3 protein-coding genes are annotated in these 17,502 nt (G+C 70.9%); all 3 read right to left on the bottom strand.

From position 1 onward, the window contains the following. Positions 1-20: 20 nt before the first annotated feature. The 3 genes from IHQ52_RS08125 to IHQ52_RS08115 are packed head-to-tail and all read right to left on the bottom strand — an operon-like array spanning position 21 to position 17,328. Positions 21-1,784, bottom strand: a complete 1,764-nt coding sequence (locus tag IHQ52_RS08125; protein ID WP_159405528.1) for a DUF4012 domain-containing protein — start codon at positions 1,782-1,784, stop codon at positions 21-23. Beyond that, positions 1,781-2,392 carry a low molecular weight protein-tyrosine-phosphatase gene (locus tag IHQ52_RS08120; protein ID WP_006435268.1) on the bottom strand — a complete coding sequence of 204 codons (612 nt, stop codon included), beginning with the start codon at positions 2,390-2,392 and terminating at the stop codon, positions 1,781-1,783. Before IHQ52_RS08120 ends, IHQ52_RS08125 begins: the two co-directional genes overlap by 4 nt. Next, positions 2,386-17,328: an amino acid adenylation domain-containing protein gene (locus IHQ52_RS08115; protein ID WP_420871238.1), complete on the bottom strand. Its 14,943-nt coding sequence runs from the start codon at positions 17,326-17,328 to the stop codon at positions 2,386-2,388. Before IHQ52_RS08115 ends, IHQ52_RS08120 begins: the two co-directional genes overlap by 7 nt. Positions 17,329-17,502: the final 174 nt, after the last annotated feature.

Raw genomic sequence — 17,502 nt, 5'->3', positions numbered from 1 at the left:
CGACCCGCACGCGGGCACGGTCACTTCCGCGACCCGCACGCGGGCACGTCGACCGTGACGGTCGGGTCGTCGACCAGCGGCTGAACCGGGACGACGGCCTCGCCCGCCGCGGAGGTCGGCTCGTCGATCTTCAACGTGATCGTGGTGCTCTGTCCCGGTGCCACGCCGACCCGGGTCGAGTAGTACGGCCGGCCGTGCAGGGTCTGTTCGACGTAGAAGGCACCGGCGTCGCCGAGAGTCATCTCCTTGAGGACCGCGCCCTTGGTGGCGAGGAACTCCACGTTGGCGAGGTTGGTGCCCTTCTGCACCGCCAGTTCCGTGCCGAGGCCACCGGCGACGTAGTCGGTGAGCCCGGTCTGGTCGAGGGTGTTGGTCAGGGTGACGGTGATCGTGCTCTCTCGGGTGTCCCCGCTGCAATCGCCTGAGGTGTAGTCGATCTCGCGACGCAGGTAGTAGTCGAGCTTGCTGCCCGACGCATTGCCGATGGCCACCTGCAGGTACGGCGCGTCGGTGTCGGAGATCTGGTGACCGAGTTTGGTCGTCTCGAGGATCTCCTGTTCGGCGGGCGTGGTGCTGTAGACCATGATCCGGCGTTCGTGGACGCCGCGTCCGAGCGCCTCGAGCAGGCCGCGCGTGCTGCCGCCCGAGGTGATCAGCTTCTTGACGACGGCCTCGGAGATGGACTGTAGGTACGCCTTTCGCGCCTCGTTGTCATCGGCGAACCGCTGATACGAGGTCGACAGCGTGATGGGCACGACGTTGTCGGCGGTGATCTTCTCCCCACCGGGCAGTGTCACCGCTCCGACGACCTCGAGCACGTATTTCAGCGCGATCGGGTCGAGTGCGATGGCGCCGTCGAGCTGCTGGCCGGTCTGGGCGCGCCAGTTGGCCAGCCAGATCTTCGCGGCGTCGGGGAAGTGCGCGCTGAGGTTTCCGTTGCGGAAGTCGGTGTAGGGCTTGTAATACGAATAGACCGAGTCGTACTCCGGCCCCAGGTTGATCTTCGGCGTCGCCGGGTCGCGGAACTCCGAGTTGGCCCCCAGCTCCGGAACCGTCACGCGCCCCCCGGTCGCGTTGAGCAGGCCGAAACCGCCGACCAGGCCGCCGGTTCCGCGGGCTTCCGACGGCGTCTGGAAGGCCAGGAAGTAGTTGCGCGGCCCCGACGAACCCAGCATCGGCGGGATGAGCTTCGCGGCGATGTCGGTGGCGACCAGGGTGGACTCGGCTGCGTCGACCTGTTCGGCGAGTTGGGTTCTCGCGTCGGCGACCACGCCGAGCCAGCTCGGGTCGATCGCCGCCACCTCGCCGGCCACCTCGGTCGAGCGGGCGGCGACCTTGCTGAGTTCCGGCTGTGCCTCCCGCAGCAGCTTCAGGTTGACGGTGTTCCCCGTCCGGAGCCGATCCGGGTTCAGCACGCCGGCGAGGTCCGCGGCCGGGAGGAGGACGTCGGCGGAGAGCGCCTCGACGGCGTCGCTCATCTGTTGCACCGACTCGAGGGGAGACCCGATCCCCGGGATCGCGGCCACCGCGGACCAGATGATGCCGTGGGACCGATCGGACGCGGCCTGCGCACTGTCGGCAGCAGCCGCGGCGGCCTGCGCGGCTCCGGCCTGATCGCCGTCGAGCATCAGGGTCCGGGCCTTCGAGGCGTCGGTCCGGACCGACTCCAGATCGCCCTTGACCTTCAGCGCCGAGTACGCGAGCCAGGCGACGAGCGCGCCGGCGAGCACCACGATCACGGCGACGATCTGGACCGCCCGGTTTCCGGCGATGCGGCGGATCATCGGCTCTCCCCTGTCGTCTCGGTGACCTGTTGTGCCGCCAGCCATCCGGCGACGGTCTCGACCTTCGGCTCGATCTCGGCGAAGACACGATCGAAGTCCTCACGCGGACGGCCCATCGGGTCGACGATGTCGAGGAGCGAGGAGTTGGGATCGACGCGCCCCCGTCCCGCCATGATTGCTGCGAGTGTGCCGTTCTCGTCCGGGGTGCCGGTCTCCGACAGCGCGGCGAACTCGGTGAGGGTGAACACCCGCTTCCAGCGCGCGGGCGCCATCTGCTGGGCCGCGGCGCGGTGGTCGCGGCTCATGCACAACACGAGGTCGGCCTGCACCAGCATCGGCGGACGCAGGTATCGGGACTCGAAACCCGAGGCGTCGTAACCGTGTTCGGTGAGAACCGCGGCCGAATGCGGGTGGATCGGCTGACCGTTGAGTGCGCCGGTGCCGGCACTGCTCGCGGTCACGGCGAGTTCCGTGCCGGCGGCCCGCATGCGGTCGGCCAGACCGGTCAGCACGCGTTCGCCGATCGGCGAGCGGCAGATGTTGCCCGTGCAGACGAACAGGATCGACAGCCCCGTCGACGTCGCGTCCCGGTCGGATCCGGTCACCATTCCTCCTCGATTCTCCTGGCCAGCCGACGCATCACGTCGGGATCGCCCAGTTGCGCATGTGTCACACCGGCGGGCATCACGTCCACCTCCGGCACCGCGGTCCCGGCATCGTGCCGGACCGCCCGTCCCCAGCTCTGGATGTCCGGATTGTCCTCGGCGGCAACGTAGATGACCTTACCGACGGGCACCGGACCCAATTCGTAGGACCGCAGCGCGGCCGCCAGCGTGCGTGACCGGTCCTCGAACCGCCGAACTGCCTGCGGGTCGTGTCGTTCGGCCACGGCGCGGAGTGGGTGGTCCGCGCCGAGCAGCTCGTCGTCGGTGACGCCCTGCAGGTCGTCGGGGGTCCGGGAGTCGAGGACCATCAGGACGGCGACCTGCTCCCCGGCCGCCACCAGCTGACGGGCCATCTCGTGTGCGATGACCCCTCCCAGTGACCAGCCGACCAGGTGGTACGGGCCGGCCGGCTGACGGCTCCGGACGGCGGCGACGTGCAGGGCCGCGATCTCCGGCAGGGTCGCGGGCATGGCACGGGCGGCGACGACCAGTTCGGGCAGTTGCAGGCCGTACGCCACGGCCGAGTCCAGCGATGCGCCGAAGGCGCGGAACGGTTCGACGATCCCCGTGGCGGTGTGCACACACCACACGAGCGGGCCGTGGGACCCCGGGGCAGCGGGGTCGGGGGCGTCGGGCGCGGGGGCTCCCACCCGCGAGAGCGGCACCACGCGCTGGTCGACCCCGGTGCCCCCGCCCGAGGAGACGGCGCCGACGACGCGGGCGACCTCGGCCGGCGTGCGGTGCGTGAACAGGTCCGCGACGTCGACGGTGATCCCGGTGCGGCGGGTCAGTTCGTCGCGCAGCTGCACAAGGGCGAGGGAATTGCCACCCATCCCGAAGAAGTCGTCGTCCATGCCGACGCCGTGCTCGTCCAGCACCGCCCGGAACGCGTCGCGGACCGTCGACTCCGTGGGCGTCTCGGGCTCCCGGGTCGATTCCGACCACACCGGCTCGGGCAGACGCCGCTGATCGAGCTTGCCCGCACCACTCAGGGGCAGCTCGGCCATCTCGACGATCCGGCTGGGCACCATGTGCCGCGGCAGGAGCGCGCGGCAGGTGTCGGCGAGCCGGTCGGCGGGCACCGACGAGACCACATAGGACACCAGGGCGGGACCGGCCGGACCGGGCCGCAGCACTGTGACGGAGCGCCGGGCCCCGGCTCCCACCAGGACGGCGTCGATCTCGGCGGGCTCGACGCGCTGGCCGCGGATCTTCATCTGGCGGTCGGCGCGACCGACGTAGATCAGTTCGCCGGTCTCGCGATCCCACCGCACGAGGTCGCCGGTCCGGTAGCGGCGACGCCCGTCGTTCCCGGCGACGAAGGTCGCGGCGGTCAGCGCTCGATCCCCGAGATAACCACGGGCGACCCCGGTTCCGCTCACGTAGAGCTCGCCGACCACGCCGGGCGGCACGTGTCGAAGCCGGGTGTCGAGGACCTCGGCGCCGATCCCGGGGCGCGGGTGCCCCAGCCGCACCGGCTCGCCCGGACGGTAGGCACTGGTGGACACCGTCACCGTCGTCTCGGTCGGGCCGTAGATGTTCAGAACCTGCGCCCGCTCCGACCAGGCCGCCGCGAGGTCGGCCGGCAGCGCCTCGCCGCCGATGTAGACCAGCCGCAGCGCCGTGATCGATTCCGGTCGCATCGTCCGCATCACCGACGGCGTCGCGGTGAACACGCTGACCCGGGTGCGGTCGAGGAACTCGGCGAGTTCGCGTCCACCGACGACCTCGGGGGGAACGACCACGAGCGTCGCGCCCGAGGCCAGCGGCAGCAGCATGTCGTGGAACGTCGCGTCGAAGCCCGGGCTGATCGCCATCCCCACCCGGTCGCCGGACTGCACGTCTCCGAGCGCGGCCACGCGATGCACGCCCCGATGGGTGACGCCGACGACATTCGGCGTGCCGGTGGTGCCCGACGTCGTGATGACGTAGGCCAGCGAGTCCGGCGAGACGCGTGTGATCGGTTCCGAGGCAACCGGTCCCGTCGGTTGTTCGGGGATGTCACCGCGACCGATGGCCGTCGCGTGTGCCCCGGCGACCACGTGGTCGATCCGGGCCGCGGGATAGGTGACGTCGACGGGGACGCAGACCCCGCCGATGCGGCTCACCGCCCAGATGGCGACCACCGATTCGATGGAGCGCGGGACGACCACCGCGACCGCGTCGCCCGCCCCGAGGCCGCGTGCGCGGAGGGCACGCGCCGTCTCCGACACCCACGCGTCGAACTCGAGATGGGTGAGGGTGCGCGTGCCGTCGGCGATCGCCGGACGATCACCGTGCGACGCAACCGCTTCGGCGAACAGGTCGGCGAGCAGTGGTTCGGTCCCGGTGGGCGCGGGGACACGTGCACGGCGGCTGACGAATTCGCGTTCCGCCGCGGTGAGGGGTTCGATCGCGGCGAGACGACGCGCCGGGTCGCCGGTCACCGCCGCGACGGCGGCCATCAGTCGCTCGCCGAGCCCGCGGATCACGCTGTCGTCGAAGAGATCCCGTGCGTGATGAAGTTGCAGTCGCCAGCTGTTGCCGGAACGGACGGCGACGATGTGCACGTCGAACTCGCTGTGCGAATCCATCGCGGTGCGTGGCGCATCCGCACGGGGATCCGGCGGCGCATCCGCACCGGGCGCCGACGGCAAACCGGCGGGGCCCGGGCCGACGCCGGTGGCCTCGACCACCGAGAAGGCCACCTGCACGAGGGGGTGGCGCCCGGGAACGCGCGGTGGATCGACGAGTGCGACGACGTCGTCGAAGGCGATGGCCGCATGGTCCAGCGCGGCGAGGTCGGCGTCGCGAACGGTTTCGATGAACCCGCCGACCGTCATCCCGGCGGTCAGCCGCGTCCGGAGGACAACCGTCGAGATCAGCATGCCCACCGTTCCGGCGCTGTCCCCGTCACGGCGCATGGAGGCCGGTGTCGCCACCGCGATGTCGTCGACACCGGTCTGGGCCGCGAGCGCGAGCGCGGTCGCGGCGTGCAGGAGATGGAAGTCACTCGCCTGTGCGCGGCGGGCCGTCGACGAGATGGATTGGGCGAGCGCGTCGTCGACCGCGAACTCGATCACCGAGGTGCGCAGGTCGCGGGTGGACGGACGATGCTCGGCGAGGTCGAGTTCCCCGCTGTATCCGTCGAGGGCCTCCCGCCAGTAATGCATCAGTTCGGCGCGTGAGTTCCGTTCCTCGGCGACCATCCGGCGCGCGAGAACGTCGAAGCCCGCCGGCTGCCGGTCGAGGGCCTCCCCGGTCAGAAGCGCGGTGAGTTCGCGTTCGACGATGGCCGCGGATTCGCCGTCCATCGCGATGTGGTGGGCGACGAGCACCACCGCGAGCGGTGCGTCCCCGACGCTGGGGGTTTCGGCGTCTCCGACGCTGCGCTCCGACAGCAGCCACACCCGCACCGGCGGATCCCCGGCGAGATCGAAGGGTTCGGAGAACTCGTCGGCGATGGCGGTGCCGGTGAGCGCGGAGGCATTCAGATGCCGTACCAGCGGCCGCCATCCGTCGACGACCCGCTGCCGCGGCCCGTCGGGCGTGGCCAGGTAGCGGGTCCGCAGTGCCGTGTGCCGGTCGACGAGTGCGTCCAGTGCAGCGGTGACGGCCGCGCTCGTCACCCCGGCCGGGATCCCGACCACGACCGGTACCGAGTAGATCGGGACCTGCCCGAGCATCTGGGCCCCGACCCACATACGGCGCTGCGTCGGCGCCAACGGGATCTCCTCCGACAGCGCGTCCGCGGGGTCGAAGGTCTCCTCGGCCGCATCGACGGGGTGGTTCGGATCGGCGTCGGCCAGCGCGGACACCGCGGCGGCGAGCGCGGCGGGTGTCGGATGCTCGAACAGCAGACGGGTGGGCACGCGGATGCCGAGGTGGCGCCCCAGCGCGGAGGTCACCCTGGTGGCCGACAGCGAGGTACCGCCGAGAGCGAAGAAGTCGGCAGACTCCGCGACCGAGCCCTCCGGGACCTCGAGCAGCTCGGCCATGATCGTTCCGACTCGCGAGACGAGATCGGCGGTACCGGGCGCGGGGTCATCGAGTTCGACTGTGCGGTCGCCGGATTCGGCGATTCCGTGGTCGGGTGCGGCCACCGCGACCCCGTCGGGCCCGGCAGTCACCGCGACGAGCGGGAACGGTTTCCCGACCTCGCCCACACCGCGCAACACCGCCGTGTACTCGTCGAGCAACGCGTGTGCCACACCGTCCGGGATCTGCCCGGAATGCACCAGCGTGACCTGTAGTTCGCCGTCGCTCTCCGCGAGGACCACCTCGATGTCGTACTTCGCATCGACCGTGGCGGTGGCCTCGGTGATGAGGGAGGCCACCGCGCCGCCCAGGGCGATCTCACCGGACGCCTCGGGGACGACGTCCTGGCTGACGAGCAGCACGGAGATCAGCGGATCGTCGCCGTTCCGGGCCGCGGGCCGGACCGCCCGCACGACGTCCTCATAGGGGACGTCGCTGTGCGCCAGCGCGGCCAGCGCGACGTCGCGGACCTGCTCGACGGCGTCTCGGACCGGTGTGTCCGGCCGGAGTCGGGTGCGGAGCGCGACGGTGTTGACGAACATGCCGACCACCGGCTCCCATTCGGGGGCCGATCGTCCGTGGACCGGGACACCGATCACCATGTCCCAGTGGCCGGTCAGCTGACCGAGGGTCGCCGAGAGAGCTGCGTGCGCGACCTGGAAGACCGTGGCCGACAACGTCCTCGCGGTCTGATGGATCGCGAGTGCCGGCACCGACGCGGTGATCCGACCGGTGCCGGCTGTGGCATCGTGCTCGCGGTGGCCGGGTAACCGTAGCGGTTCCGGAACGTCGGCGAGAGTCGCTGTCCAGTAGCTGATCTGACGCGCGTAGAGGCTCTCCCGATCGGACGGGTCACCGAGTCGCGCCATCTGCCACTGGGCGAAGTCGGCGTAGGTGAAGGCCTCGTAGGCGGCCACCGCCAGTCGCTCACCCTCGTATGCCCGCATCAGATCGGCGAGCAGCACGCGGATCGACCAGCCGTCGATGGCGATGTGGTGGAGGACGGCCGCGAGGTACAGCTCGGGGGCGTCGGCCGTGGTGTCCTCGGACGTGTCCGCCTCGAAGACCGTCGCACGGAATCCGGGTTCGTTCTCGAGATCGAATGGCGCACGCAGGTATTCCGTCACCTGCTGGCGAAGCACGGTGCCGATGTCATCGTCACCGACCTCGACGAGGCGGTGCGCCAGCACCGGGCTGCGGTGTTCGATCTGGCGCTGCACCGGTCCGGTCGGCGAGTCCGGGTAGACGGTGCGGAGCACCGCGTGAGCGCCCACGACCTCGTCGACGGCCTTGCGCAGCCGGGCGACGTCGACACGACCACGGATCCGCATCACCACCGGTACGTGGTAGGCGGTCGAGGTCGGATCGAAGTGGTGGTGAATCCACATGCGGCGCTGCGGATAAGCCAGCGGCAAGGGATCGGGTACGGGAAGCCGCGCCGGCGTCGGCAACAGTGCGGCGACGGTGTCGGACGACTGTGAGGCCAGGGCGTCGACGCTGCGGGCCAACTCGCCGATGGTCCGCGTCTCGAACAGCAGGCGTGCGGCGACATCGACGCCGGCGGAGGTGGACAGCCTCGAGGTGACCTGTGTCGCCGACAGCGAGGTGCCGCCGTCGGCGAAGAAATCCGAGTCCGCGTCGAAGCTGTCGGCGGGACGGTCGAGGACCTCCGCCCAGACCGATGCGATGAGCAGTTCGGTCTCCCCCGACAATGCGCGGCGAGCGGTGACCGCACCGGCGGCACCGAAGTCCGGTGCGGGCAGCGATGCGACGTCGATCTTACCGTTGCGGCCGATCGGCAATTCCTCGACCTCGATGAAAGAACCGGGAATCATGGTGCGCGGCAACACATGCGCGAGCCGAGATGCGAGGTCGTCGGTGCGCAGGACGGCATCGGGCTCGCCGACGACCCAGGAGACCAGGACTTTCTCGCCGGCCGCGGTGGCGCGGGCCGCGGTCACCGAGGTCGCGACACCGGGCAGCCGGGACAGGGCCGCATCGATCTCTGCGGGTTCGAGACGGACTCCACGGATCTTGACCTGGTCGTCGGTGCGGCCGTGGATCACGAAGGTCCCGTCGCCGCGGCGATGGACCAGATCTCCGGTCCGGTACATGCGCGTGCCGGACCGACCGGCGACGAAAGCGGCCGCGGTCGTCCGCGGATCGTCGAGATACCCACGTGCCAGGCAGTTCCCGGAGAGGTAGAGCTCTCCGACGGTGTGGTCCGGAACCGGACGCAGCATGGGGTCGAGGACGTGCATGGTCACGCCGTCGAGTGGCCGTCCGATGTGCACGGCGCCGAGGACGGGGTCGGTGTACCGCGCACTGCTCACCGCGACCGTCGCCTCGGTCGGCCCGTATTCGTTGCTGAGGGTGCGGCCGCGGGTCCACTCACGGATCAGACCGGCCCCGAGCGGTTCACCGCCGACCGCGACGTGCCGGACGTGCGGTAGGTCGCCGGGGCGCAGGGTCGCCAGCACCGACGGGGTGGTGAGCAGGACGGTCACACCGGCGTCCTGGACCAGGTCGGCGAGTTCGTCCGCCGCGATGACATCGGGCGGGCACATGACCACCGTCGCACCGGCGATCCGCGGCGGCAGGACGCCCATCAGGTGTGCATCGAAACCCGTTGCGTACGTGTGCATCACACGGTCAGCAGCGCTCAGACGCAGCCGTGAGACGGTGTCACGAGCCCACCCGGCCAGACCGCGATGGGTGACGGCGACGCCTTTCGGCACACCCGTCGTTCCGGAGGTGAAGGTCACGTAGGCGACGTCGTCCGGTGTCACCGCCCGCATACGTTCCGTGTCGGCGAAGGGTGGCACCACCGCGGGCAGCTCGGCGAACAGGTCGTCGAGCGCGACGACCGCGGTGCCGATCCCGGCCGTGTCGATCCCGGAGAGGGTGAGCACCACCGACGGACGGCACCGACCGAGGATCAGGTTCCGACGCTCGACCGGGTCGGCGGGGTCGATGTTGACGAAAGCCGCTCCCGCGCGGGCGATCGCGGCAGTCGCGACCATGCCGAACGCCGATCTCGGGAGCAGTTCGACGACCACGTCGCCCGCGCCGACCCCCTGTTCGACCAGTAGCCGCGCCAGATGTGTGGACAGCCGGTCGAAGTCGGCCTCGGTGATCTCGGCCCCGAATCCCGGTATGCGATGTCGCGAGTCGACGATCGCGATGTCGGACGGGGACGCGGAACCGTACGACGTGAGCAGCGCGTCGAAGGCCTCCGGCTCGAACTCCGGGCGCGTCGCGTCCTCACCGTCCGCGCTCATCAGCGACACGACCGGCTCGTCGGGCGCGAGCACGCCGCGTCGCAACGTCTCGACGACCAGCTCGCACAGGGCCTCCAGTCGGCCCGCGGTCGCGACCGAATCGGTGCAGGACATCGTCAGGTGCAGGGCACCGCCGTGCCGGTACATCGAGACGTCGATGCCGAAGAGCGGGATCCCCAGAACCCCGGCGGCGGCACTGTCGGCCGACCCGGTCGGGAACTCGGCCTCCACCCACTCCACGATCGCGTCCGGCACCGCGCCGAACGACACCTCGAACAACGGGGTTCCGGCGCCGGCACGACCGGGGTCGGCGATCTCGGAGATCTCGGTGAGCGGCAGATCGGCATGGGCGAAGGCACCGAGATCCACCGTCGTCACCCGCGACAGGAGTTCGACGAAGGTGAGTTCCGGGTCGATCGGCGTGTGCAGCGGCACCGCGCGGGCGAACAGCCCCGGCACACCGACAAGACCCGGGTCCAGACGACCCGACAGGGCGGTGCCGATGGTCACCATCCGTGCGCCCGACTGCCTGGCCAGTACCGCGGCGAGTGCCGTGTGGGCCGCGATGAACGGGGTCGACGCCCGGGCGACGGTCAGCGCCTCGAGCGACGCGGTGACGGTCGCGTCGAGATGCGCGTGCGCGCGGTGCACGATCGTCTCCGCCGCCGGCGCAACGGTTTCCGCCTGCAGGTTCACCTCGGGGAGCCGGAGCTGTTCCACCGGCCGGGCGAACGCGTCCCGCCAGAACGCGGTGAGCTCTGCCCGCCTCGACTCGAGCGTCTCGTCCCGCCAGACCGAGTACCGCCGATAGTCCGTTCCGCTCGTCGGCAGCGTCGCACCGGCGAGTGCGGTGTCGAGTTCGCCGGCGAGGATCGCGAAGGACTCACCATCGGCGGCGATGTGGTGGATCACGCCGAGAAGCCAGGTGGCCCCGTCGATCCGGACGATCCGGACCCGCCAGGGAAGCGCGGAGGCGAGGTCGATGGGCGTGGCCATCGACGCGAGGACGGTGGTCGCATCCGGACCGGAGATGTCCGGCCCGGAGATGTCCGACACCGACGGCTCCGACACCGAGGCGTCCCACGCCGACACTTCCGGGGCATCGGGACCGAGTTGCCGTTCGAGGTGATCGAGGACATCGGCGTCGTCCCACCGATGTTGCACCGGGACCCCGCCGCGCATCGGGAATCCGGTGCACAGTGCGTCGTGCCGGGTCACGATCGCGGCCAGTGCACGACGTAGGTCCCCGGGTGTCGCGTCGATCGGCAACGCCAGTGGCAGGAGGTAGCCGGTGAACTCCGGTTCGGTCCGCCACCGCAACCACACGTCCATCTGCTCGGGCGTGAGCGGGAGGTCTCCAGGAATCTCGCGGTCGTCCGACAACAGGGACAACCGCGGCGGGGCGGTCGACGTCCCCGGTGTGGCGAGCCGGGCAGCGAGTTCCGCGACGGTGGGGTACTCGAAGATGTCGGCCACCTCGACGCGGTACCCCATCCCGGCGAGCGTGGCGGCCAGGCGTGCCGCCGAGAGCGACGTACCGCCCGCGGCGAAGAAGTTCGTGTCGGCGCCGAGGTGACCCACGTCCTCCCCGACGACCGCGCGGATCGCCGACGCCACCGTCTCCTCGATCGGGCCGAGTGCCCGTCCGACCGGCGGAGCGGTGTCGCTGATCACCGCGAAGAGCTTGTCTCGGTCGATCTTCCCGGTGCTGGTCATCGGCCAACCGTCGACGATCGCGACCCGGGACGGCACGGCGTGCCCCGGCAATCGGGTGGCGCAGCCGGCCAGGATCGACGCCTCGTCGAGGTCGTCGAGGACGTCGAAGTCGGCGAGGCCGTCCTCGGTCACGAACGCCAGCAACTGTTCGTCGCCTGCGCGACGGCCCGGTCGTACCAGGACGCGCGCATCGCCGATGCCGGGGATCCCACGGAGGGTGGAGACGATCTCGCCGAGTTCCACACGGTGGCCACGGATCTGGACCTGGTCGTCGTTGCGGCCGAGGTAGGCGAGTCGGCCCGGCGCCACCTCACGGACCCGGTCGCCGGTCCGGTACATCCGCCGGCCGGTCCCCGACGGATCCGCGACGAACCGTGTCGCGGTCAGGCCGAGAGCGTTGAGGTAGCCGAGCGCGACCTGCTCGCCGACGAGATACAGCTCGCCGGCCGCGCCGGTCGGCACCGGTCGCAGGCGCCGATCGAGAACCATCCATCCGACGCCGTCGAACGGCGTGCCGATGATGCTGCGCTCGTCGTCGAGGTCGACGTCGGTGGCGGTGAGGACGACGGTCGTCTCGGTGATGCCGTACATGTTGACCAGTCGGGTACCGGGATGTTCGGCGGCCCACGCGCGCAACGTCTTCGGTGCGAGGGTCTCGCCACCGAAGACCACGGCCCGCAGTGACGGCAGTTCCGGCGGGGCGGGAGTTGTTGCCAGGTCGACGATTCCGCTGAACGCGGTCGGGGTCTGCGAGAGGATGGTGATCCCGTGCCGTACGATCGTCTCGGCGAGAGCTCGGGGATCCCGCACGGTCGCACGGTCCACCACGACGACGCTGCCGCCGGAGGCAAGCGCACCGAGGATCTCCCAGACCGAGAAGTCGAACGCGTAGGAGTGCACCCAGGCCCAGACGTCCCGTGAGGAGGCCTCGACGAGATCGAGTCCTGCCCCCAGGAGTGCGGCCACGTTCTGCCGGGTCACCACCACGGCTTTCGGCAGGCCGGTGGAGCCGGAGGTGTGGATGACATAGGCGGCACCCGGCATCGGCTGCGCGCGTTGACGACCCAGACCTTCCGTCACCTCGAGGCGGCTGTCGATGACCGCGGCCGGGGCGGTCCCGGCCAGGATCAGGTCGATCCGCGCCTGCGGGTGATCGGGGTCGATCGGGACGTAGACCGCGTCGGCCAGCAGGGTCGCGACGATCGCCACCACGGTGTCGGCGCGACGATCCATGAGCAGGGCCACGCGATCGCCGGGCCGCACCCCGAACGACACGAGGCGCGTCGCGAGGGCACGAGCCCGGTCGACGAGACCGCGGTAGTCGAGCGTCTCGTCGCCGACGATGACCGCGGTCGCCTCGGGGTGTGTGACGGCGTGGCGCAGGAGCGCCCGAATGGGATCGACACCGACGGGAGCGACGCCGGCGGTCCGGCTGCTGCCCGGCTCGGTGACCGGGCCCGGCGACAGACACTCGGCGACGGTCTGATCCGGCGCCGCGGCGGCCAGGGCCGCGACGGCCTCCACGAACCTGTCGAGCAGTCGCGCGGCCACCGGTACGTCCACGCGGTTCTCGGCGATCGTCAGGGTGACGGACAGCCCGTCCCCGTCGTCGATCAGGGTGAACTCCAACGCGGTTCGGGCGTCGCGGGTACGCAGCGTCGCACCGTCGGTGAACACCGCCGATGCGACGAGATCGGGTGCGGTCGCGTGATACGCGAAGATGACGTCGGACAGTCCGGTCGGCGCGGCGTCGGCCAGCGCGACGGCGGTGCCGAGGTCTCCCCCGACGACCGCGAGCGCATCGGCGACCGAGGTCTCGCGGGCACCGGTCACCCGTACCGGCACCGTCTCGACGAACATGCCGACCGGGCGGAGTTCCTCGCTGGTGAACCGCCCGGACACCGGCATCGACATCACGACGTCGTCGGAGTCGGTGAACTCACCGAGGGTTGCCGAGAGGGCCACGCACAGAAGCGTGTTGACGGTGGTGCCGCACTCTCGCGCTTGCGCGGCGGCGGCATCGGTGACCGCGCGCCCGATCCGCCGACACGTGTGGACCGCCGGTCCGGCGGTGAGTCCGGACCCCGCCGCAGTGCTCGCCGCGGGTTCGGGCAAGGCGAGCCGATCCGGTGCATCCCGCCGGAATCGGGTCCAGAAGACCTCCGCCGCAGGCGTTGACGCGGTCGTCGAGCCGGCGGCTCGCGCATCCAGGACCGCACTGAACGAGACGGCCTCGGTCTCCCAGACGGGTCCTGCGCCGGCGGCACGCGCACGCACCGCGTGGGCGAAATCCTCCAGCACGATGTGCAGCGACCACTCGTCGACGGCGATGTGGTGGGCGACGAGAACCAGTTCGACGGCGTCGCCGGTCTCGTCGAGCACCGCTCGCCAGGGAACCTCGGTCCGCAGGTCGAACGGCGCCGAGACCGCGTGGTCGACGCCGGAGGCGTCCAGGGTCGCGCTGGTGACCGGTGCGGCAGCAGCCGATTCGTCCTGGTCGCGAACCTGCGCGACGGGCTCCCCGTCGACCTCCGGGTACACGGTCCGTAGGGCTTCGTGCCGGGTGGCCACGTCGATCAGCGCCATCCGTACGGCGTCGGCGGAGATCTGTTCGGCGAGCGTGAGCCGCACAGGCAGGTGGTACACGGTCGCATGAGGGTCGGCGCGGTTGAGCAGCCAGATCTCCTGCTGGGCTCGGGTCGGCCGATAGGCGACGACGCCGTCGGTGGACGTCGTCCGCCTCGGGACAGCGGCCTCGATGACCGCGGCGAGCTCGGCAAGTGTCGTCACCGAGGCGAGGTCGCGCATGTTGACCACCACGCGCAGGGTGCTGCCGAGGTGGGTGGCGAGCTGCATGAATCCCAGTGAGGTGGCGCCCAATCGGACGAGCTCGTCGTCCATCGACGGACGCGGTACGCCGAGTACCTCGGTCACCGCTTCGGCCACCGCCACCTCGGTGGCCGTCGACGGCGGACGATACGCCGTCTGCGCCTCGGGTGCGGCCGCGATCGATTCGGCTGCCGCACGCCGGTCGAGGTTTCCGGTCACGTCGGTCGGCAACTCGTCGAGGACGACCACACGACGGGGCCGGGTCGAGGCCGGCACCTCGTCGTCGACGCGTCGCCGGACCGCGGCCCGAACGCGTTGCCGGTCGACCTCGTCGGAATCGCACACGACGCCCACATCGAGGCCGCCCGCCGCCACCACCGAGACCGCGTACCCGACGCCGGCGACCTGCCCGGCCGCCCGGTCGAGCGCGGCGAGGTCGATGCGCACCCCGTCGAGGGTCACCACGTCATATTCGTGATGGTCGATCACCAACGAGCCTGTGCCCGGATCGAAGTGGCCGCGGTCGCCGGTGTGGAGCATTCGTGCTCCCCGCTCCCACGGGCACGCCACGAAGGTGCATGCGGTGTGCACCGGATCTCCGGCGATGACCGTGGCCACCTGCGGGCCGGTCACGTAGACATCACCCGTCACCCCGGCCGGAACCGGACGCAGCGACGGGTCCAAGACGGCGAGTCCGGCACCGGGACGCGGTGTCCCGCTGGGCAAACGGTGGTCGACGGCGGCGTCCCGGGCGATCCGGCGGTTGACCGTCACCGGGCCGAATGCACCGCGCGGACAGTACGGTGCCGATACCTCGCGGCCGAAGGCCAGGCGCACCAGGGCGGCCGGTGCGATGTCCTCCCCCACCACCACGAGCGAGGTCACCGGTCCCTGCACGCTCAGGCGCGGAACATCTCCCGGTGTCGCGATCACGTGCGTGGCGGGCACGGCGTCCGCGCCGGGCACGACGAGCCGCAGACCGTGCGCGGCTGCCGCGATGATCTCGAGATGGGCCGCCGACGACGCCGAGGGGGCGCCGAAGAACAGCCGGCCGTGTTCGAGATCGGTTGCGGCGGCGTCGAACACGCCGGTCGCGATCAGGGCGGCCAGCGCACGTTGGGGCACGGCGAGGGTGGTGAGCTCAGAAGTCGCTCCGGTGATCGCGAGATATGCGGCGATGTCATTCGGTGCGGGCCTGCGGGCCGCCGCCCCGGAAGCCTCGAGCCCACCGAGTTCGGCGAGGGTCAGCACGCGCGGAGCGGACTCGGATGCCGGGGCATCCTCGGACCGCGCGGCGATGACGACCTCGGGACGAGTGGCCTCCGGCAACGACGCGACGGCCGCCCGCGGGGCGAGCGGATCGAGCAGGAGGACCGCGGCACCGCTCACCCCGATCGCCCACCACGCGGTCAGCCGGTCGACGCCCGGCGGCAGCGCAAGGGCCACCGTGGATCCCGGAACCACGCCGACGGTTCGGAGGCGGTCAGCGAGATCCGTTGCGCGCACGTGCAATTGCCCGAAGGTGAGTGGACGGGTACGCGGCTCGTCGAACACCGGCGAATGCGCGTGACGCGCGGCCGCGCTCGCGAGCGCCTCCGGGACGGTCGCCGGCCCGGGTTCGGGGATCGCGCCGCGGACCACCGTCACCGGATTCGCCAGCGGGAGATCGTCGATGCGGGTGTCCGGTGCCTGCAGCAGGGCGTCGGCGAAGGTGCGCAGCATGGCGACGAACTGCCGATGATGCTCGGCCACCTCGGCCTCGTCGTAGCGGTTGGGGTTGGCCTCGACGCCGATCATGAGCACCGAGTCCCGGTCCTCACCGGCGACCGGGACGATGTTGACGGCCAGGTCCTCGGCGGGGCCGACGGTGAGGATGTGAAAGGTGCCGTGCGCCTCCCCACAGGGGAATTCGCGCTGGAAGAGCATCAGGTTGAGCATCGGGCCCGACCGCTCCTGCGCCGCGGCCCGCCGGACCCTGCCGCTGGTCTCGTCGGCGGCGACGTCGGCCCAGATGTCCTCGCCACGATAACGCTGATGCCGCAGTGCACCGAGGAGCGCCGCCTGGCTGCCGGACAACGCTTCGGCGACCGATCCATGCCCCGCGACCCCGGTCCGCAGGGGAACGATGTTGGCCACCGGCAGCGGTGTCGACCGGAGCGCCGCGATGGTGCGGGCGGCGACCGGGAACTGGAAGATCACCTCGTCGCCCTCGGCGGCGGCCCGGCACAGGTAGGCCGAGAACGCGCCGACGATGACATTCGGCAGGATCGTCGAGTTCGCCTCGGCAGCGCGGCGGAGAAGATCCATCGTCTCCGTGTCCAGCGGCGCCGCGACTCGTCGCGAGAGTGCCTCGGGCCGGCCGCGTCGATGCGCGAGCGTCGCGGGGATCCCCACTCCGGCCATGGACTGACGCCAGTACGCGCGGTCGGTGTCGAAGCGACGCGATGCGCGGTACTCGTCGTCGGCACGCGCGGGCAGATCGAGGTCCACCGGTTTGGCGGGCGGAGGTGTGCCGCCGGTGACCGCGGCATGGTAGGCGGCGATTGCCTCGACCATGCGGTCCTTGCCGCCCATGCCGTCCGTGAGCAGGTGGTGACCGCGGTTGTACACGATGAACTTCTTCTCGGCGAGCCGGAACAGGCAGCCGCGGGCCGTGCGATCCACCCGAGGGTCCAGTGGTCGCGCACAGTCCTCGCGCATGATCGCCTCGGCGGCGGCACGCGGGTCGGGACGGTCCCGGAGATCGATCACGTCGGCCCAGTAGTGCAACGACGGGTCGTACACACCCACCAGCCCGTCGTCGGTGTCCTCGAACCTCACCTGGAGGAACTGGGCGCGACGCACCACGTCCCCGGTGACGCGCAGGAAGAGGTCGATGTCGATGGGTCCGTCGATCTCCACGTACTGCGCGACGTTGATCGGCACGTCCATGGCCGTCTGTTGGGCGAACCACAGCGCTCGTTGTGCAGCACTGAGCCGGAATCGTCGCGCGATTCCGACAGTCGGAGTCACCGGCGGCGGGGTCGGGGCGTTCATGGTCGGCCCGTCCGGCGCTCACCAGGTCCGTGGGACCCGGACCTCATGGGGCGTGCCGACCGTCTGATCCCCCCGGCCTGCGAAGCGGCGCCATCACCGAGATCCCGTCTCGACGAATGCGCGAAAACAAATCAGCAAATCCGGACCCCTCGAAGGGGTAACCGAATCGCGAGA

Origin of the sequence: Gordonia amicalis (genome assembly GCF_022059885.1) — a bacterium.
Taxonomy (GTDB): domain Bacteria; phylum Actinomycetota; class Actinomycetes; order Mycobacteriales; family Mycobacteriaceae; genus Gordonia; species Gordonia amicalis.
The sequence above is the reverse complement of the archived record's forward strand: the minus strand, read 5'-3'. Positions and strand labels throughout refer to the sequence as shown.